The sequence below is a fragment of the Devosia sp. genome (genome assembly GCF_028290435.1).
Taxonomy (GTDB): domain Bacteria; phylum Pseudomonadota; class Alphaproteobacteria; order Rhizobiales; family Devosiaceae; genus Devosia.
Genome location: NZ_JAQGJV010000063.1, coordinates 1 through 16,866, shown reverse-complemented (window position 1 = coordinate 16,866; position 16,866 = coordinate 1). Strand labels below are relative to the sequence as shown.

19 protein-coding genes and 1 tRNA gene are annotated in these 16,866 nt (G+C 62.8%); 4 read left to right on the top strand and 16 right to left on the bottom strand.

Translation table 11 applies throughout. The features are described 5' to 3' along the window. Window positions 1–167: 167 nt before the first annotated feature. From pheT to rpmI, 6 genes are all read right to left on the bottom strand, one after another. Complete coding sequence (gene pheT / locus JWP26_RS14105) at window positions 168–2,594, bottom strand: phenylalanine--tRNA ligase subunit beta (protein WP_299728783.1); 2,427 nt, start codon at window positions 2,592–2,594, stop codon at window positions 168–170. Continuing rightward, window positions 2,591–3,226 (bottom strand): 3'-5' exoribonuclease, encoded by a 636-nt coding sequence (locus tag JWP26_RS14100; RefSeq protein WP_299728780.1) that lies wholly within the window; start codon window positions 3,224–3,226, stop codon window positions 2,591–2,593. Before JWP26_RS14100 ends, pheT begins: the two co-directional genes overlap by 4 nt. After that, the gene (locus JWP26_RS14095; protein WP_299728777.1) at window positions 3,223–3,486 is read right to left on the bottom strand and encodes a hypothetical protein; all 264 of its coding nucleotides are present in this window, start codon (window positions 3,484–3,486) and stop codon (window positions 3,223–3,225) included. The genes JWP26_RS14100 and JWP26_RS14095 overlap by 4 nt, the downstream gene beginning before the upstream one ends. A 1-nt stretch (window position 3,487) precedes the next feature. Beyond that, window positions 3,488–4,618: a phenylalanine--tRNA ligase subunit alpha gene (gene pheS, locus JWP26_RS14090; protein ID WP_299728774.1), complete on the bottom strand. Its 1,131-nt coding sequence runs from the start codon at window positions 4,616–4,618 to the stop codon at window positions 3,488–3,490. A 111-nt stretch (window positions 4,619–4,729) separates the two neighbouring features. Then, a complete protein-coding gene (gene rplT, locus JWP26_RS14085) occupies window positions 4,730–5,134 on the bottom strand; it encodes a 50S ribosomal protein L20 (RefSeq protein ID WP_299728771.1) in 405 nt (134 codons plus the stop codon). A 23-nt stretch (window positions 5,135–5,157) separates the two neighbouring features. Next, window positions 5,158–5,358 carry a 50S ribosomal protein L35 gene (rpmI, locus tag JWP26_RS14080; RefSeq protein ID WP_299728768.1) on the bottom strand — a complete coding sequence of 67 codons (201 nt, stop codon included), beginning with the start codon at window positions 5,356–5,358 and terminating at the stop codon, window positions 5,158–5,160. 296 nt (window positions 5,359–5,654) lie between these two features. Here rpmI and JWP26_RS14075 point away from each other — a divergent pair, with 296 nt between their 5' ends. Both JWP26_RS14075 and JWP26_RS14070 read left to right on the top strand, forming a co-directional pair. Continuing rightward, complete coding sequence (locus JWP26_RS14075; protein WP_299728765.1) at window positions 5,655–5,969, top strand: hypothetical protein; 315 nt, start codon at window positions 5,655–5,657, stop codon at window positions 5,967–5,969. Between the two features lie 247 nt (window positions 5,970–6,216). After that, window positions 6,217–6,531, top strand: coding sequence for a hypothetical protein (locus JWP26_RS14070; RefSeq protein WP_299728762.1), 315 nt, complete (start codon window positions 6,217–6,219; stop codon window positions 6,529–6,531). 34 nt (window positions 6,532–6,565) lie between these two features. Here the strand turns inward: JWP26_RS14070 and JWP26_RS14065 are convergent, their stop codons facing one another. The 4 genes from JWP26_RS14065 to trxA are packed head-to-tail and all read right to left on the bottom strand — an operon-like array spanning window position 6,566 to window position 9,310. Further along, window positions 6,566–7,429 (bottom strand): glycosyltransferase family A protein, encoded by an 864-nt coding sequence (locus JWP26_RS14065; protein WP_299728760.1) that lies wholly within the window; start codon window positions 7,427–7,429, stop codon window positions 6,566–6,568. A gap of 25 nt (window positions 7,430–7,454) precedes the next feature. Then, on the bottom strand, window positions 7,455–7,682 hold the full coding sequence (locus tag JWP26_RS14060) for a Trm112 family protein (protein ID WP_299728757.1): 228 nt from the start codon (window positions 7,680–7,682) through the stop codon (window positions 7,455–7,457). Next, window positions 7,682–8,350, bottom strand: coding sequence for an LON peptidase substrate-binding domain-containing protein (locus tag JWP26_RS14055; protein ID WP_299728754.1), 669 nt, complete (start codon window positions 8,348–8,350; stop codon window positions 7,682–7,684). The genes JWP26_RS14060 and JWP26_RS14055 overlap by 1 nt, the downstream gene beginning before the upstream one ends. A gap of 9 nt (window positions 8,351–8,359) precedes the next feature. Then, window positions 8,360–9,310 (bottom strand): thioredoxin, encoded by a 951-nt coding sequence (gene trxA, locus JWP26_RS14050; protein WP_299728752.1) that lies wholly within the window; start codon window positions 9,308–9,310, stop codon window positions 8,360–8,362. A 197-nt stretch (window positions 9,311–9,507) separates the two neighbouring features. On the opposite strand from trxA, the gene JWP26_RS14045 reads away from it, so the two are divergent. Both JWP26_RS14045 and JWP26_RS14040 read left to right on the top strand, forming a co-directional pair. Further along, window positions 9,508–9,582: transfer RNA gene (locus JWP26_RS14045), tRNA-Gly, on the top strand. A 166-nt stretch (window positions 9,583–9,748) separates the two neighbouring features. Next, window positions 9,749–9,934, top strand: coding sequence for a hypothetical protein (locus JWP26_RS14040; RefSeq protein WP_299728749.1), 186 nt, complete (start codon window positions 9,749–9,751; stop codon window positions 9,932–9,934). Window positions 9,935–9,946: 12 nt separating this feature from the next. On the opposite strand, the gene JWP26_RS14035 is transcribed toward JWP26_RS14040, so the two are convergent. The 6 genes from JWP26_RS14035 to JWP26_RS14010 all read right to left on the bottom strand — a co-directional run. After that, window positions 9,947–11,170, bottom strand: coding sequence for an OpgC family protein (locus tag JWP26_RS14035; RefSeq protein ID WP_299728746.1), 1,224 nt, complete (start codon window positions 11,168–11,170; stop codon window positions 9,947–9,949). Next, window positions 11,163–12,929, bottom strand: coding sequence for a glucans biosynthesis glucosyltransferase MdoH (mdoH, locus tag JWP26_RS14030; RefSeq protein WP_299728743.1), 1,767 nt, complete (start codon window positions 12,927–12,929; stop codon window positions 11,163–11,165). Before mdoH ends, JWP26_RS14035 begins: the two co-directional genes overlap by 8 nt. 40 nt (window positions 12,930–12,969) lie before the next feature. Then, window positions 12,970–13,107 (bottom strand): hypothetical protein, encoded by a 138-nt coding sequence (locus tag JWP26_RS14025; RefSeq protein ID WP_299728740.1) that lies wholly within the window; start codon window positions 13,105–13,107, stop codon window positions 12,970–12,972. Beyond that, window positions 13,104–14,708, bottom strand: a complete 1,605-nt coding sequence (locus JWP26_RS14020) for a glucan biosynthesis protein (RefSeq protein ID WP_299728737.1) — start codon at window positions 14,706–14,708, stop codon at window positions 13,104–13,106. The genes JWP26_RS14025 and JWP26_RS14020 overlap by 4 nt, the downstream gene beginning before the upstream one ends. 461 nt (window positions 14,709–15,169) lie before the next feature. Next, entirely contained in the window at window positions 15,170–16,246 is a 1,077-nt protein-coding gene (locus JWP26_RS14015; protein WP_299728734.1) for an ABC transporter ATP-binding protein, read from the bottom strand. Between the two features lie 13 nt (window positions 16,247–16,259). Then, the coding region (locus JWP26_RS14010; RefSeq protein WP_299728731.1) for a carbohydrate ABC transporter permease at window positions 16,260–16,866 on the bottom strand (607 nt) is incomplete at its 5' end.

Below are 16,866 nucleotides of genomic sequence, written 5' to 3'. Positions count from 1 at the left end.
GGAGAGCGAGATAGGACTTAGCCCTTCGCTAAGTCCGTGATCGAGCCGGAAGGGGGTGTGCTTCCACAGGCTCGGTATTCAACCGTACCCCCACCCTTAATCCCTCCCCGCAAGGGGGAGGGTGTCGACTGAAAGTTCAGGGGCCCAGAAAAGCCACAGATGGCAGCTTAAGCCCGCAACACCCCGCCGGTGCTCTTCGTCACCGCCCCGACAATCGACGCCGAAACCTTGTCGATTTCCTCGTCGGTCAGGGTCTTGTCCTTGGGCTGCAGCGTAACCGCGATGGCGACGGATTTCTTGCCCTCGCCGACATGAACCCCCTCGAACACGTCGAATACATTCACGTCCGTGATCAGACCCTTATCCGCCCCCCGCGCCGCGCGCAGAATGACCGCAGCGGTCACCGCCTTGTCGACCACGAAGGCAAAGTCGCGGCTCAATGGCATCAGCGCCGACAGGTCCAGCGCCGGCTTGGTCTTGGTCGGCTTCCTGCGCGGTTCGGGCAGCGCATCGAGGTCGATTTCGAACGCTGCGATCGGGCCTTCCAGGTCCATGGCGCTGATCCAGGCCGGATGCAGTTCGCCGAACCAGCCCAGCGTCACCTTCGGCCCCAGCGCAATGCGCCCGCCGCGACCCGGATGGCTCCATGGCGCCGGCTCGGCCAGCAATTGGACCTTGTCGATATCGACACCCAATGCATCGAGCACCGCGGCCAAATCAGCCTTGGCGTCGAACACGCCGACCGGGGTCGCCTTGCCGTCCCAATGCCGGCCCGAGCCACTGAGCTTGGCCGTGCCGGTGCGAATGCCGGTCGCATAGGTATGCTGCCCCTCGGGCGCATCGCTCAAGAACACCTGCCCCACTTCGAACAGCGCCAAGTCCGCAATGCCGCGATTGCCGTTGCGCCGCGCCGCAGCCAGCAGACCCGGCAGCAGCGACGGCCGCATGTCGGTCATATCGGCGGCGATGGCATTGGCGAGTTGCAGGGTTTCCTGCCCACCACCAAACCGCACGGCCTCGTCATGCGAAATGAACGACCAGGTCACGGCCTCGTCCAGCCCGCGTGCGGCCAACGCCCGGCGGGCAATGCGGCGGCGGTTCTGGATCGTGGTCAGCATGCGCTGCGCCACATGGTTCAACCGCGGCAGTGGCTCGACGGGGATATTGTCGACGCCCACCATGCGCATGACTTCTTCGGCCAGATCGGCCTTTTGCGTCACGTCCGGGCGCCAGCTTGGCACCTTGACCGAAACCACTTCGCCGCGCCCTTCGATCTCGAAGCCAAGCTTGCTCAGGATCGCGGTGGCGATGAACGGCTCGACGGTCAGCCCGGTCAGCCGCTTGACCTCATTGAAGGGGAATTCCACCGTGGTATTGGCGAACACGTCCTCGCCCGAAATCGCCGGCTCCATCGGCTCGCCGCCACACAGCTCCAGCACCAGCCGCGTGGCCAGCTCGAGCCCCGGTTCGGTCAGCGCCGGATCGACGCCACGTTCCAGCCGGTAGCGGGCATCGGAGATGATGCCGGTCTTGCGGCCGGTGCGGGCGATCAGCTCGGGGTCCCAGCTGGCGCATTCCATGAACACGTTGACGGTCTCGTCCGTCGTGCCCGAGCGAATGCCGCCCATGACGCCGCCGAGGCAGAGCGCACCAACATCGTCGGCGATCACCGTCATGGTCTCGTCGAGCGCATAGATCTTGTTGTCGAGCGCATCGAACTGCTCGCCCGCCTTGGCATTGCGCAGCACCGGCGCGCCGACAATCTTGTCGGCATCATAGGCATGCAGCGGCCGGCCCCAGCCGAGCGACACCAGATTGGTGATATCGACAATGGCATTGATGGGCCGCAGGCCCACGGCGCGCAGCCGCGCCTGCAGCCAGGCCGGGGATGGGCCGTTTTTCACATTGCGGATATAGCGCCCGCCGAACTTGCGGATCGCCTTGGGCTCGTCCGCGCCGAACTGATGCGGCAGCGGCGCGATGGGGCTCTCCCCCCTGGACGGGACCGGCGACATATCGGTCGTTTTCAGCGTGCCGATGCCGAAAGCGGCGAGATCGCGCGCCACGCCATAGACGCCCGTTGCGTCGCCACGATTGGGGGTGATCGAGATATCGAACACCACGCCGTTGATGCCCGCATAATCGACATATTTGGCCCCGATCGGCGCGTCGTTCGGCAGCGTGATGATGCCGTCATGGTCGTTGCTGAGTTCGAGCTCAGCGGCCGAGCAGAGCATGCCATTGGAGGGCGCGCCACGAATGACGACCCCACCTTTCAGCTCGAAATCCTTGCCCGGAATATAGGTGCCGGGGAAGGCGAAGACGCTCTTCATACCGGTCACCACGTTCGGCGCCCCACACACGACGTCGATCAATTCGCCGGTGCCCGCGTCCACCTTGCAGATATTGAGGTGATCGGAATTGGGATGCGGTTCGGCCTTCACCACCTGGGCGATGACGAATTTTTCGAGGCGCTTGCCCTGGTTCTCGACGCCTTCGACTTCGAGGCCAACCGTGGTCAGGGTCGTGGAAATCTCGTCGACCGACGCGTCGGTATCGAGATGGTCTTTGAGCCAGTCGAGGGTGAATTTCATTGGTACATGCTTTCGGTAGCGTCGATACGCGGCAGTGCCGCAGACAATTCGAACAGTTTGACCAGCACATTGGCGAAGCCGCGGGCGTCGTCGATGGCCTTGTGGGAATGCACGATGTGGCCATACCACTCCGCCGGCGCACGCTGCATGCCCCAGTTCAGATAGGGCGCGCCGCGCAAAGTGCCGGCCATGGTATAAAGGCAGACCCCGCCGCCTCGGAAAATCTGCCGCGTCTTGAACGGCCCGCCCAGCACACGCGTGCCGGCGAACAGATCGAGATAATGGTCCATCCACAGACCATCGAAAATCATCGGCGCGGCGGCGAACACATGCGGGCCCGGCAGGCTATCCACCCAGTCGGCAAAGCGCGGCATGACGATTTCCGCCGGCTCGGCTTCATGGATCGCATGCACCCAGGCTTCGGGCTGGGTCTGCCACCATGCCATGGTGACGTCGTCAGGCTTCTTGTCCGGACGCGGCAGCAGGTTGGCCTCGAACTCGCCATAGCGATTGCCCGCCGCATCCACCGCCACCGAAGCAAAGCTCAGCATCGAGGAATGCAGCGGCGTCGGGCCATCGGCCTCGATATCGGTGACGATGAAGATCGGGTTTGGGACTGGCTCTTCGGTCAATTTGGGTTTCCGAATGGCTGGTAGATCAGCGCGTAGACGCCGTTGGTGATTTCGTTGAGGCCGAGTTTCCAGACTTTGCCCGTGACCGCATCAGTCATCAGGTCGATAAAAAAGGTCTGGCTCTGCTTGGGGTAGATCGGGTCCGGCAGCGTGACACGTTCGTCGGTCGGCTGCTGGGAATAGCGGCCGGGCACGAGGCCAAGCTCACGCTCGACCTCCGCCATTTCGCCCGAAATGCCCCAGCGTTCCGTCCACGCCATGTTACTGGCTCAGCCCGCCAAACAGCGTCGGCAGGTCCAGCGGCCGGAATCCATAGTGATCCAGCCAGCGCTGGTCGGCGTCGAAGAAGGCGCGCAGGTCCGGCATGCCGTATTTCAGCATGGCGATGCGATCGATCCCCATGCCCCAGGCAAAGCCCTGGTAGACGTCGGGATCGAGCCCGGCATTGCGGATGACATTGGGATGCACCATGCCGCAGCCCAAAATTTCCAGCCAATCGCTGCCTTCGCCGATTTTCACTTCCGAGCCCGAGCGATCGCATTGCACGTCGACTTCCATACTGGGCTCAGTGAACGGGAAGAAGCTGGGGCGGAAGCGCAGGGTGACGTTGGGAACCTCGAAATAGGCCTTGAGGAATTCCTCCAGCACCCAGCGGAGCTGGCCGATATGGCTCGATTTGTCGATCACCAGCCCCTCGACCTGATGGAACATCGGGGTATGGGTCTGGTCGCTGTCATTGCGATAGGTGCGGCCAGGGATGACCACGCGAATGGGCGGGTCCATGCGCGGGGTGATGTAGCCGGCGGCCGGCTTTTCATTGCCGAGCTGCATGACGCGCATCTGCACGGGCGAAGTATGGGTGCGCAGCAGCTTCTTCACCCCGTCCGGGCCCGGCTTCATGAAGAAGGTGTCGTGCATTTCCCGGGCCGGATGGCCCTCGGGGAAGTTGAGCGCGGTGAAATTGAAATAGTCGGTCTCGATATCGGGGCCTTCGGCGATGGAAAAACCCATATCCGAGAAGATGGCGGTGATTTCGTCCAGCGTCTGGCTGATCGGATGGATGCGGCCGCGCGCGGTCGGCGCCGGCTGCAGCGGCAGGGTGATGTCCACGGTTTCGGCCTTGAGCCTGGCTTCGAGCGCCGCGCCCTTGAGGGCTGAACTGGCCGTCTCGATCAGGCCGGCAATCTCGTTTTTCAGCTCGTTGATGGCGGGGCCGGCGCTTTTGCGCTCTTCGGGCGCCATGCTGCCCAGCGAGGCCAGCAGCGCCGAAACGCTGCCCTTCTTGCCCAAAGCGGCGACGCGCACGGCATCAAGGCTGGCGTCATCGGTCGCGGCCGCAATGGCGGCGGCTAGCTCGGTGCGGAGGGCGTCGATCTGACTATCGAGTGACATGGCAAGGTTCCGTAGGAAAGCGCGGGTGTTTAGAGCAAACAAAAACGCCCCGCGCCAGCCCTTCTCGGGCGGCGCAAGGCGCAATTTTTCGGCCTCAGCGAGGACGGCAGATTAGGCGGCGGTCACGCGGGCATGGGTCACGGCATCAACCGATTCCAGATACGCGAGAGCAGTCTTGGCCTTTTCGACCAGCACACCGAACGCTGCGGGCTCGGTGATCGCGAGATCGGAGAGCACCTTGCGGTCGACGGCAATCTCAGCCTTGCTGAGGCCGTCGATAAATCGGCCATAGGTCAGCCCGTAATCCCGCACGGCGGCGTTGATACGCTGAATCCACAGAGCGCGGAAATTCCGCTTCTTGACGCGACGATCGCGATACGCGTACTGGCCGGCCTTTTCGACGGCCTGCTTGGCGATACGGATCGTAGACTTGCGGCGGCCATAATAGCCTTCCGCAGCTTTGAGAACTTTCTTGTGACGGGCGTGATTGGTAACGCCTCTTTTAACGCGTGACATGTGTCAGCTTCCTTTCAGCGTTCTTAGCGATTGTAGGGCATGTACCACTTGACCAGACCTTCATCACCCTTTTGCAGGATCTTGGTCCCGCGATTGGTGCGAATGTACTTGGCCGAATGGTTGATCAAACGGTGGCGCTTGCCGGCCACGCCTGCTTTGACTCTGCCAGTCGCTGTGAAACTGAAACGCTTCTTCGCGCCAGATTTCGTCTTCATCTTGGGCATTTTGCGGGTCCTTGGTGTTCGTAGATAGGACTTGAGGGCCTATCGCTTTCAAAGACCGCCACGGCATGCCTGTTGGCCGGGCGGTCCGGAGAAGTGGCGTCTATAGGGGGAATAGGGGGAGAAGGCAAGAGCGCGTGACGCGGGTCCAAGCTGGCCGCCACATTACCGTTTATTCATGAACCAGCAAAAATGAGTGTTCACTAAAATAGTGGTAATGTGGAAACTTGTGCCCGGCCTGCCGCGTTGTGCCCATGAGTTCGACAATAGCCGAGCGTTACCAAGCTATGGAGAATACCATGAACACCCTCAAGATCATCGTCGTGACTGCAACGCTGCTGGCTGGCGCCTCTGCCGCCTATGCCAGCCCCCACTCGTCCCATGGCGGCATTGATGCCCTCAGCGCCCTGAGCGACGCCCGCTACGCCACCGTTCTCAAGGTAAACCCCGGTGAAGCCAGGTCGCTCAGGATCGATACCGACACGGCGTCGCTGCAGGCTCTTATCCGCCAGAACCACGCAATTTCTGCGACCGTCGCGGCCCAGGGCTATGCGCCCTCCGATATCATCGGCATCACCGGCACCGGCAGCAACATCACGCTTTACGCGCTCTAGGCGTTTAGCTGTCGCTCTGACCATCGGGCGGCTCCACAAGGGGCCGCCTGTTTTTTTGCCTGTAGCCTTGCCCTCAGATGATCCGCGGCAGGCCGTGGCTAACACCCTTCCAATATGGTTGCAGCCCGAACGCACACAAATGAGTGTTCAGAATAACGCGGCAATGCTGAAACGATTCCGGACGGGCCTGCGTATATCCATATGAGTTCGACAACAGCCGAGCGTCACCTAAACCAAGGAAACCATTATGAAAACCTTCAAGCTTATCGCCCTGACCGCAACCCTGATGATCGGCGCTACCGCCGCTTATGCCAACCCTGCCGATGCCATGGGCGGCTACAACGCGCTGAACGCCCTCAGTGACGCAAGCTACGCCACCATCGAGACCGTTACCCCCACTGATGCACGTTTCCTCAAGATCGAAACCGACAATGCTGCTCTCCAGCACCGCGTCATGAACAACAAGTACGTCACCAACTCGCTCGCCGCCCAGGGCTATGCGCCGTCCGACGTCGTCGGCATCAGCGGCAGCGGCACCAATGTGACTCTCTACGTGCTCTAAGCGACCCAATCGGGCCTGATCATCGGGCGGCTCCTTACGGAGCCGCCTGTTTTTTTGCCTCAAGCCGGGGCTCCAGGTGATCCTCGAACAACAGCCCGGGTTGCGCGGCAAGCGCCGCAGTATAGTGCTTCTCTGCCTCCAAGGACACCGCCAGGAACTCGGCCATGCCTTCTACGCCACCCGGCGCCAGCGGGTAATAGCCGCTCCCCAGCCGCTGCAGCAGTGTGGTCTTGCTCGCCACCATGCCCGCCGCGGTCTTTTCGCCATTGCTCATCGAGCCGGCGCGCTTGATGTAGTCGTGCAGCGGCGTGCCGAGATGGAAGGAGGCCGGCACGGTGCGGTAGAGCTGCAGCAGCAATTCCAGGTCGGTCATGTTGCTCATGGTCAGGTCGTAGCGGGCATCGGCCTTGGCGCGATCCCAGACCACCATCGAATCCATCGACACGTTGACCCATTTATGCGCGCCGGGCGTGAGCTCCCGGTCAGGACCGGCCGCCACATCGCGTAAATGGTTGAACTGCTCGTCCATCACGTCCAGCGCGGTGGTGACAATGCCGTGGTGCTCCAACGCTGCCACCGCCCGCTCCAGCTTTTGCGGCTTGAGCCGGTCATCAGCATCGAGAATCGCCGCATAAGGCGCGGTGATGGCATCGAGCGCCAGGTTGCGCGCCGCCGATGCCCCGCCGCCAACCTTGCCGCTGCTCAACTGGCCGATCCGGCTATCGGCCATGCCGTGCTCGGCCAGGAACCGGAGATAGTCCACACCGTCATCGGAAACGATGACCAATTCCCAATGCGGATAGGTTTGCGCCAGCACGCTGCGCACCGTGGTGACGAGCGTGCCCATGGCGGCAAAGGCCGGGGTGATGACGGCGACGGTGGGATTGCTTGCGGCCACGGCTCGGCTCCAGGGTCAGGCAGGCTCAAAGCTGAGGCGCGGTCAGCCGTTTCAGCTCGTCGGGATCGATACTGCGCGCTTCGTCGAGGCTCAATAGCGGCACGCCGCGGCTGATGGGAAAGGCCAGGCGGCCCGCCACCGAGATCAGCTCGGTCTTGTCACCCGATAGCGTCAGCCGCGTCTTGGTCAGCGGACAGACCAGCATTTCCAGCGTTTTGACGTCAAGCGCGTGGCGCGGGTCGGGCAGAGCCATCAGTTCAGCGTATTGGGCTTGTCGCTGCCGCCGCGCGCCATTTCGTATTCGGTCATGGCGATCAGGGTTTCGGCGCGCTGTTCCAGGGTCTGGGCTTCCAGCAGCACCTGCTTCTCGGCAGCCCCATAAGGGGAGACCATGCAGCAGAAATTGACGAGGTCGGCGGTGCCGGTCTGCTCTATCTCTTCCCAGTTGAGGTCGATATTGGCGAATTCGGCATAGTCGCGCATCATCTTGACGAAGCGCGGGCGATCGACGGCGTCCTCGCCATATTCGCGTTCGAAGTCAGCCGCAAAGCCGGTCGCATCGATGACGCATTGGCGATAGGGCGTCATCACGGTCAGCTCGTGCAGAATCTTGAAGCGGGTAATGCCTTCCAGAATGATGAAATAGCGCCCCTCCCCGCTTTCCTCGAAATGCGTCAACCGACCGAGGCACCCGATGGACTGCAGCGGCGAGCGGCCCTTGGGGCTTTCCTCGGTGGTATCCTCGGGCTGGATCAGCCCGATCAGGCGATCGCCGCGCAGGGCCGCGTCCACCATATCGATATAGCGCGGCTCGAAAATATTGAGCGGGCGATGCGAGAACGGCAACAGCAGCGCCCCGGTCAATGGAAAGACCGGAACGCTCTTGGGCAGGTCGGCGGGCGAGGCGGGACGCTTGAGCATGCGTGCTCCTTACGAGAACAATGCCGCCGACAGCAGGCGACGGCCTTTGAGCGTGGCGGGGTCCTTGGGGCCCCAGGCGTCGAACAGTTCGAGCAGCTTCTTGCGGGCGCCGTCTTCGTTCCAGGTGCGGTCCTTGCGCAGCAGCGTCACCAGCGCCTCGGCGGCCTCGACATGCTTGCCTTCGGCATTGAGCACCACGGCCAGGTCGAAGCGGGCCTGATGATCGTCCGGATTGGCGACAAGGGCGGCCTCCAGCGTCGCGGCCTCGGACAGCCCAGCTGCTTCCGCCAGCAGGCGCAGCGAATTGACCAAGGCCGTGTAGTCGGCGCCAATGCGGGCTTCGAGCGGCAGCATATCCAGCGTGGTCTGGGCCTGGTCGGGCTCGCCGGCGGCCAAATAGACCTTGGCAAGGCCCAGCAGGGCCACCGCATGATCGGGAACGTGCTGCACCACCATGCCAAAAATCTGCGCGGCGCGGCCGAGATCGCCGGCCACCAGGGCCTCGTCGGCGGCGGTAACGGCCGCCTTGATCTGCTCTTCCATCGAGCCTTCGGCCGGGGCCGGTTCGGGAGCGCCGGCGATCACCTTTTCGGCAAACTTGCGCACTTCAGTCTCGGGCATGGCGCCCATGAAGCCATCGACCGGACGGCCGCCGGAAAACGCGAACACGGCGGGAATCGACTGGATGCCGAGCTGGCCGGCGATCTGGGGGTTCTCGTCGATATTGATCTTGATGAGCCGGATGGCGCCGGCCTTTTCATTGACGACCTTCTCCAGCGCCGGGGTCAGGGCGCGGCAGGGGCCGCACCAGGGCGCCCAGAAATCCACCAGCACGGGGGTATCGAGCGACGCATCGATCACGTCGGCCTTGAAACCAGCGTCGGTGGAATTCTTGATCAGCGCCCCGGCGGGCACGGCATTGGCGGCCGGAGCGGCTGCACCATTGAAAGGAGTGGACATGCAAAGGGCCTTCTGGGGCTGTGCGGTACTGTCGGAAGCGATCTTTTGCGCCCCAAAACCCCAGGCTGACAAGTCCCTGATGCGACAAGCTGTCAGGAAGATGACAAGCGGCAAGATTATGGGTTGCAATCGAAACTCGCATTGGGCATATAGGCGCGCATCGCGGCAGTGCCAAGGCAGTGCCGAGTGAATGGAGTGCGGGTGTAGCTCAGGGGTAGAGCATAACCTTGCCAAGGTTAGGGTCGTGGGTTCGAATCCCATCGCCCGCTCCAACTACCAAGTCCTGGCAAAGGCTTGGTGACAAAGGGTCCTTCGGGACCCTTTTTGTTTTTCCGGGGCTGGCAAGCGAGCCGCCCGGCGATAACCATAAAATCAACTTCTCCACACACCTGGGCCTGCCCGCGTTAAGGTTTCATAAACCATACGCAGGAGGTTGCCGTGAGAGTTCCGTCCATCGGTTTGCCGCTCGACGAGCGTTTGATCATTCGGGAAGGCTATCGCTGGGCCGAGCGGATGCTGCGCGATTATCAGGACCCGCCCAGCCTCGCGGACAATGTCGCCAAAGCACTGACGAGCGCCCGCCAGGCGCTGCTCGAGCTTTATCGCACGCTTATTCGCGGCTGAAGCAGAAGCCCGTCAGGCGATGGCGGCAGCAGCGCGGGCGCGGCTCATCTCGGCGGTGCGCGTGAGGATCCAGGCCAGCCCCAATTGCAGCCCGAGGCCGCCTGCCAAGAGCAGGCCGTCGATCAGCGGGTCGTTTTCCAGCGGCGTCTTGATCGCCTGCAAGGCCATCGACAGCACCGTGCCAAACGCAAAAACCGGCAGTCCCTGGCGGCCCAGCAGCCGCAGCGGCGCGGCCCAGTTGGCGCTGGCGAACTGGCGGATGGCGGTGATCGAAGCCACCACATAGAACAGCGCCAGCGCATGCGACAGGCGCGGCAGGGCCAGGAACGTCTTGTCGAACCAGGTGAGGTAAAACGGCAGCCCCGCCTTGCTCATGGCGCTGAGCATGGCCATGCCGGCACTGCCGATCACGGGCAGCTTGACCCAGAACAGCGCGATCACCACCCAGGCCAGGGTCAGCCCGAACAGCAGCTTGGTGCGGGGAAAAAAGCGCTTGCCCTCTTTCATCGCGGCGCCGCAGAGCAGCCCGGTGACGAACAGCAATTGCCAGGACAATGGATTGAAGAACCAGCCGCCCTGGGTCGGATAATTGGGCAGGTTCCACCGGAACTGGCCCGCAAGGGCCCACAGCGCCACCGAGGCGCCGAGCAGCAGCAGAGGCCGCCGCAGCCCCACCCACAGGAACAGCGGCGTCGCCAGCAGCAGGGTGATGTAGAGCGGCAATATATTGAGATAACCCAGCTGGTGAGTGAGCAGCGGAATGCCGATCCACGTCGCCAGCGGTTCGCTGAACAGGCGCGGCAGGTTGTTCTTGGTCAGTACGTCGTGCTGGCCGAACCACAATGCCGCGGCGGCGAAGATGGCAATCGACAGCAGCGTAATGGTCAGGTGCACATAATAGAGATGGCGCGAGCGGGCCCAGACGCGAGCCGTGGCCAGCCAGAACGAGCCGTTGCGAAACCGCGGCGAATAGGCAAGGCCCGCCGCCAGCCCCGACATGAATACAAAGGCTTCGGCGGCATCGGAAAAGCCGAAATTGCGGCTGGTGAAATTTTCATACACCGTGCCGGGAACATGATTGATGAAGATCATCACCAGCGCCAGGCCGCGAAACATGTCGAGCCGCGCATCGCGCTTGGCCGGAATGCCGTCGATGTCGGTACTGGGCGTATCGGTCACCAGATTAGTCCAGCCGGCCCCCATGCGCTCCCAGGTGCGCGGGATCGCGTCAAGCATTGACTTGCTCGGCCACGCGCCGCGCCTCGACCATGATGATCGGCTCCAGCGGGCCCTGGGTGCTCCAGGCCGCCATGATGGTGCGATGCTCGGCAATGACGGGCGATGGCGCCTGCTCCGAGGCGGTGAGGAAGAACCACGGCGCCTTCTTGCCGGCCGCAACGCGCGAACTGGCCGAGATCAGCACCGGGGCGAACACCGCGGGCAACATGGCGGGCGCAACCCACAGAGCGATCTTGGGCGCAAACACCAGTGTCGCCAGCATGGTGACGGCGCCGATCAACATGATCCACCAGCTATTGGCAAAAGAATCGCGCATATCGAGGTGATTTTCCGAGCGCTGCGTGGCGGGCCAACCGCCATCCAGCCCGAGCAGCACCTGCATGACGGCGCGGCTTTGCAGCATCAGCAGGATGGGCGCCAACAGAGTTGAAAAGATGATTTCCATCAGCACCGAGGAGCCGGCCCGCAGCGTACCGCCGAAACGGCGATTTTCGCCATCGAAGATGCCACGGATCAGGATCAGGAGTTTGGGCAGCACCAGCAGCAGCGCCACGCCGGCGGCCAGCGACCAGACCCCGTCGATAAACATCTCGGAGGCCGGATGCGCGGCCGGCTCCGGCAACATGGCCGCCAGAATGCTGACACCCATCAGCACCAGCCACAGGGGCGAGGCCAGATAGGCCATGATGCCCTGCAGGAAGATAAAACGGCTCCACAGCCGCAGGCCAGGCGCGAACATCAGGCGGCGATGCTGCAGGTTGCCCTGGCACCAGCGGCGATCGCGCTTGGCATATTCGACCAGATTTTCCGGGCCTTCCTCGAACGAGCCGCCCAGGGACGGATCGAGATGCACCTTCCAGCCACCGCGCGCCAGCAGCGCCGCCTCGACGTAGTCGTGGCTCAGGATATGGCCGCCATAGGGTGGCTTGCCCGACAGCACCGGCAAGCCGCAATTGGCGGCGAAAGCCGAAACGCGCACGATGGCGTTGTGCCCCCAATAGGGACCCTCATTGCCCTGCAGCACCGAGGCGCCACGTGAAAAGGCCGGCGACAGGTAGGCCGAGGAAAACTGCATCGAGCGACCAAAGAAGGAGCGCGCATTGATGATCCGGGGCAGGGTCTGGAGCAGGCCCAGGTCCGGATCGGCATCCATGCGGCGCGCCATCTCGCCGATAGTGGCGCCTTCCATCAGGCTGTCGGCATCGAGAATCAGCATGTAATCGTAGGCGCCGCCGGAACTGGTGACGAAATCCTCGATATTGCCGGCCTTCTTGCCGATATTCTGCTCGCGGCGGCGATAGAAGATGCGCCCGGCGCTCTCGGGTTCGGCCACCAGTTGCTGGAACCAGACGGCTTCCATGGCGGCCACTTCCAGCGCCGTGGTGTCGCTCAGGATGGCGATGTGAAAACGCTCCTGAATGCCCAGGGTGCGCAGGCTGCGGTTCATCGCCGCGACGCGCGCAAAAGTCACCAACGGGTCCTCATTATATATAGGCACCAGAATGGCAGTCAGGCCGCGCGGCAATTGCTGGGCATCGAACGATGATGCACGGTGACGCACGAACAGGCCGATAATGCCCGCAGCGCCGCCCCAGACCAGCCAGAAGCCCGACAGCACGACGAGCGCGGTGCGCAGAACGTCGAGCGGCGAGATGCCCCCGGTGCTGGCAAAACCGAGGAACACATAGCCGCCAAGCAGGCTCAGCACCGCTGCTGCGCCCAAGGCGACGCTGCGTGTCAAAAAGGCCCGCGTCATGGCGCGCTCCGGGCGTCAATCATGGCAAAAACAGCGTAAGTCACAGCCAGGGCAATACTGCCAGCATGTTGCGCAGGGTCGCCATCATTGTATGGCGCCGCTCAAGCCGCTGCTTGGGCATGGACATGGGGGCGTTCGGGAGGGCGTTGGCAAAAATCAGGTCCGTGTCGTATTTCATACTTCCGCTCTCCACTGGTAGAGCCAGGTTTCTGTCAATTGCTTGCCGCCCCCGACAAGATAAGCCTTGAGTTCCATGGGCGCCGGTTCCCCGGACGCTTCCACATCGATGACCAGCCGCCAGACGCCGTTGGTGGCAATCTTGGATACGGTGGATGTTTTGATCGTGCCACTGGACACGTTTGCGAGAACGTCCGGTGGCGTCTCGGGGTTCCAGCTCTCCAATGCGCCGCCTTTAAAATCGACGACGAATTTGCGCAAATTATGGGCATTGGTGACGCCCGAGACGCCACCGGCGCCGGCCCGCGTCTCAACCACATAGGCGAGCGCCTTGCCATCGGGCACCAGATTGCCCCAGAGCAATTTGTAGCGGTACTCGCGCTCCTGGCCGGCCTTGACGGGATCGGCCGGCACCCAGAAGGCGACGATATTGTCATCGACCTCGAGCGTGGAGGGCACTTCGATCAGGCGGATATTGCCCTGGCCCCAATCGCCGACCGGTTCGACCCGAGCGGAAGGGCGCAGTTCGTAATGCGCGCCGGCATCCTGATAGGTCTCGAAATCGCGGCCGCGCTGGTCGAGCCCGAAGGCGCGCGGATTGTTTTCCCAGAAATAGGAGTCGCCACGCGCCGCCACATTGTCGAGGGCGCGCCACATGGTCTCGCCGGTCTCGCGGGTAATCGACAGGCCGTTGGTGTCGTGCACCTGCGGGCGGTAATCGTCGAAATTATTACGGTTGGTTTCGGCATAGAGGAACATCGAGGTCAGCGGCGCGACGCCGAGCTGTTCCACGTCACTGCGGAAAAACAGGCGTGCGGTCACATCCATGATGGTGGCCTGCTCGCCGTCATTGGCGGGGGTGATCTCGAAGCGATAGGCGCCGGTCACGCTCTGGCTGTCGAGCGCGGCATAGAGCACCAGCGGCGCGCCGGCGGTGGGGCGCTCAAGGTAGAATTCGGAAAAGCGCGGAAATTCCTCGGGGCCTTCGAGCCACGAGTTCAGCAGCAGGCCACGGGCGCTCTGACCGTAAAGATTGTCGCGGCCCAGAGCCCGGAAATAGCTGGCGCCAAGGAACGAGACCAGCTCGTCGACCTTGTCGGGCGTATTGAGCGGATAGTTGAGGCGGAAGCCGGCGACACCGGGGAAATCCACCTTGGCGGCTTCCGCGCCGAGCGCGGTATCATGATATTCAAAATCGGCCGAAGCGAACGAGAACGGCGTGGCTTTGCCGTCCGCCAGTTCATAAAGCTTGATCGGCTCGGGGAACAGCCAGCCCAGATGGAAGGCCTGGACCTGGAAGCCCGCATTGAGGTCGGCCCACTTACCGCGACCAGGCCGATACTGGATTTTGCGATAGGCGTCATAGTCCAGCCCGGCGAACAGTTCGGGCATCTTGAATGCCGCATGCTCATAGGGCCCGGCGGCCGTGTCGCGCATCCGCGCGCTCAGGTCATCGAAGCTGAAAGCAAAGCTTTCGCTCGCCTCGGACTGGGCAAAACCGGGACCGGTCAGCGCCGTGGTCGAGAGCAAAGCGATGCTGGCACCGATGCCTTGCAGAACAAGACGGCGGCTGGGACGTGAAGCGGAAACGGGGAGGGTCAAAACAAGTTACTCAAGACCTGACGCGGACTACCTTTTTCGGCAAAATGGCAACGCGGCAATGGGGTAAAAGTTGTTGCATGGGAGCCATGCAAATTGTGAAGGGCAGCCAATCGCTCCAATTGCCTTGAACTGGAAACGCCCAGCCCCACCAAAATCGATTGCAGACCCTATTCACGGGCCCGTGATTCATCTTTTGGCAATAATATGCGGCGGGAAAACGGCGCCATGCCGCGTGCGACAAAAAGAGCGCCGACTGGACGCGGGCGCTCTTTAGTTGCTGTCGATGGCGGCTTGGGCGATCAGGCTAGAGCGCTCGTTCCTGGCTTGATCCATCCCACCCACCGCCCTTCCCGCGGACTTGATCCGCAGGCCTCCATCAGCATGGCACAAGCGGCCAATGGCCCGCGGGTCAAGCCCGCGGGAAGATCGGTGGGGAGGAGAGCCGGTGCCGCACAGTCCGCCTAGATCGCAGCCCCGGCGGCGTTGAACAGGTGGATGCGGGCCGGATCGATATAGGCGGTGACCGAGGAACCCAAAGCCGCCTCGCGCTGGCCTTCCAGCACGATGGTCAGCGTCTGCCCGTCGGCGGTGGTGGTATAGAGCAATGTCTGCCCGCCCAGGTTCTCGACCAGATCGACCTTCACATCGGCCAGCTTGATGCCTTGGCCCTGGGTGTTGGTGATGTGCTCGGGCCGCACGCCGAAGGTGACGGCATCCCCGGCAGTCGCCGCAACCGCACGCGGCAGGGTCAGGCTATCGCCCGCGGTCTTGAGCCGGCTCGAGCTGCCATCGACGCCCTCGATGCTGGCGGTGAGGAAGTTCATCTTCGGCGAGCCGATGAAACCGGCCACGAACAGGTTCCGGGGATTGTTGTAGAGCTCGAGCGGCGCGCCGGCCTGCTCGATCACCCCGGCCCGCAGCACCACGATCTTGTCGGCCATGGTCATGGCTTCGACCTGGTCGTGCGTCACGTAGATCATGGTGTTTCCCAGATCATTGTGCAGCTTGGCGATTTCGACGCGCATCTGCACGCGCAGTTCAGCGTCGAGGTTGCTCAACGGTTCATCGAACAGGAAAATCTTGGGCTCGCGCACGATGGCACGGCCGATGGCGACGCGCTGGCGTTGGCCGCCCGAGAGGTTACGCGGCCGGCGGTCCAGATAGTTGGTGAGGTTGAGTACGCTGGCGGCCTCTTTCACCTTGGCGTCGATGGCGCCCTTGTCCATGCCGGCCATCTTGAGCGGAAAGCCGATGTTCTGCGCCACCGTCATATGCGGGTAGAGCGCATAGGACTGGAACACCATTGCGAGCTGGCGCTTGGCCGGCGGCGCGGCGGTCATGTCCTGCCCGTCGAGCAGGATCTGGCCGCTGGTGGTGTCCTCGAGCCCGGCGATCAGGCGGAGCAGGGTGGACTTGCCGCAGCCCGAGGGTCCGACGAACACCACAAACTCGCCGTCGCGGATTTCGAGGCTGGCGTCGGGGATCACGGCGTGGGCGCCGAAGGACTTGTTGACGTGCTGTAGCTGAATGGAACCCATTTGAAATCTCCCCCTATTTCACGGCGCCGAAGGTGAGGCCGCGCACGAGCTGCTTCTGGCTGATCCAGCCCAGCACCAGGATGGGTGCGATGGCGAGCGTGGATGCGGCGCTGAGCTTGGCCCAGAACAGTCCTTCGGGACTCGAGTATGAAGCGATGAAGGCGGTGAGTGGTGCGGCCTTGGCGGCCGTCAGGTTGAGCGTCCAGAACGCCTCGTTCCACGCCAGGATGACATTGAGCAGCATGGTCGAGGCGATGCCGGGCACCGCCATCGGTGTCAGCACATAGATGATCTCGTTCCAGAGCGATGCGCCGTCCATGCGCGCCGCTTCCAGGATCTCGCCGGGGATCTCGCGAAAGTAGGTGTAAAGCATCCACACCACGATCGGCAGGTTGATCAGCATCAGCATGATCATCAGGCCGATGCGGCTGTCCAGCAGTCCGAGATTGCGGAAGATCAGGTAGATCGGGAACAGCACGGCGACCGCCGGCATCATCTTGGTGGACAGCATCCACATCAGGATGTCCTTGGTCCGCTTGGTCGGCGAGAACGCCATCGACCATGCCGCCGGTATGGCGACCAGCAAGGCGATGATGGTGGAGCCGACCGACAGGATCACC

Excerpts from the sequence above, each read along its gene's own strand:
- JWP26_RS14070 (WP_299728762.1), top strand. The coding sequence starts at position 6,217 with ATGAAAACCTTCAAGCTTATCGCCCTGACCGCAACCCTGATGATCGGC.
- JWP26_RS14025 (WP_299728740.1), bottom strand. The coding sequence starts at position 13,107 with ATGAAATACGACACGGACCTGATTTTTGCCAACGCCCTCCCGAACGCC.
- JWP26_RS14075 (WP_299728765.1), top strand. The coding sequence starts at position 5,655 with ATGAACACCCTCAAGATCATCGTCGTGACTGCAACGCTGCTGGCTGGC.
- JWP26_RS14060 (WP_299728757.1), bottom strand. The coding sequence starts at position 7,682 with ATGGCTCTGCCCGACCCGCGCCACGCGCTTGACGTCAAAACGCTGGAA.
- rpmI (WP_299728768.1), bottom strand. The coding sequence starts at position 5,358 with ATGCCCAAGATGAAGACGAAATCTGGCGCGAAGAAGCGTTTCAGTTTC.
- mdoH (WP_299728743.1), bottom strand. The coding sequence starts at position 12,929 with ATGACGCGGGCCTTTTTGACACGCAGCGTCGCCTTGGGCGCAGCAGCG.
- JWP26_RS14095 (WP_299728777.1), bottom strand. The coding sequence starts at position 3,486 with ATGGCGTGGACGGAACGCTGGGGCATTTCGGGCGAAATGGCGGAGGTC.
- pheT (WP_299728783.1), bottom strand. The coding sequence starts at position 2,594 with ATGAAATTCACCCTCGACTGGCTCAAAGACCATCTCGATACCGACGCG.
- rplT (WP_299728771.1), bottom strand. The coding sequence starts at position 5,134 with ATGTCACGCGTTAAAAGAGGCGTTACCAATCACGCCCGTCACAAGAAA.
- JWP26_RS14035 (WP_299728746.1), bottom strand. The coding sequence starts at position 11,170 with ATGCTTGACGCGATCCCGCGCACCTGGGAGCGCATGGGGGCCGGCTGG.
- JWP26_RS14055 (WP_299728754.1), bottom strand. The coding sequence starts at position 8,350 with ATGCTCAAGCGTCCCGCCTCGCCCGCCGACCTGCCCAAGAGCGTTCCG.
- JWP26_RS14015 (WP_299728734.1), bottom strand. The coding sequence starts at position 16,246 with ATGGGTTCCATTCAGCTACAGCACGTCAACAAGTCCTTCGGCGCCCAC.
- trxA (WP_299728752.1), bottom strand. The coding sequence starts at position 9,310 with ATGTCCACTCCTTTCAATGGTGCAGCCGCTCCGGCCGCCAATGCCGTG.
- pheS (WP_299728774.1), bottom strand. The coding sequence starts at position 4,618 with ATGTCACTCGATAGTCAGATCGACGCCCTCCGCACCGAGCTAGCCGCC.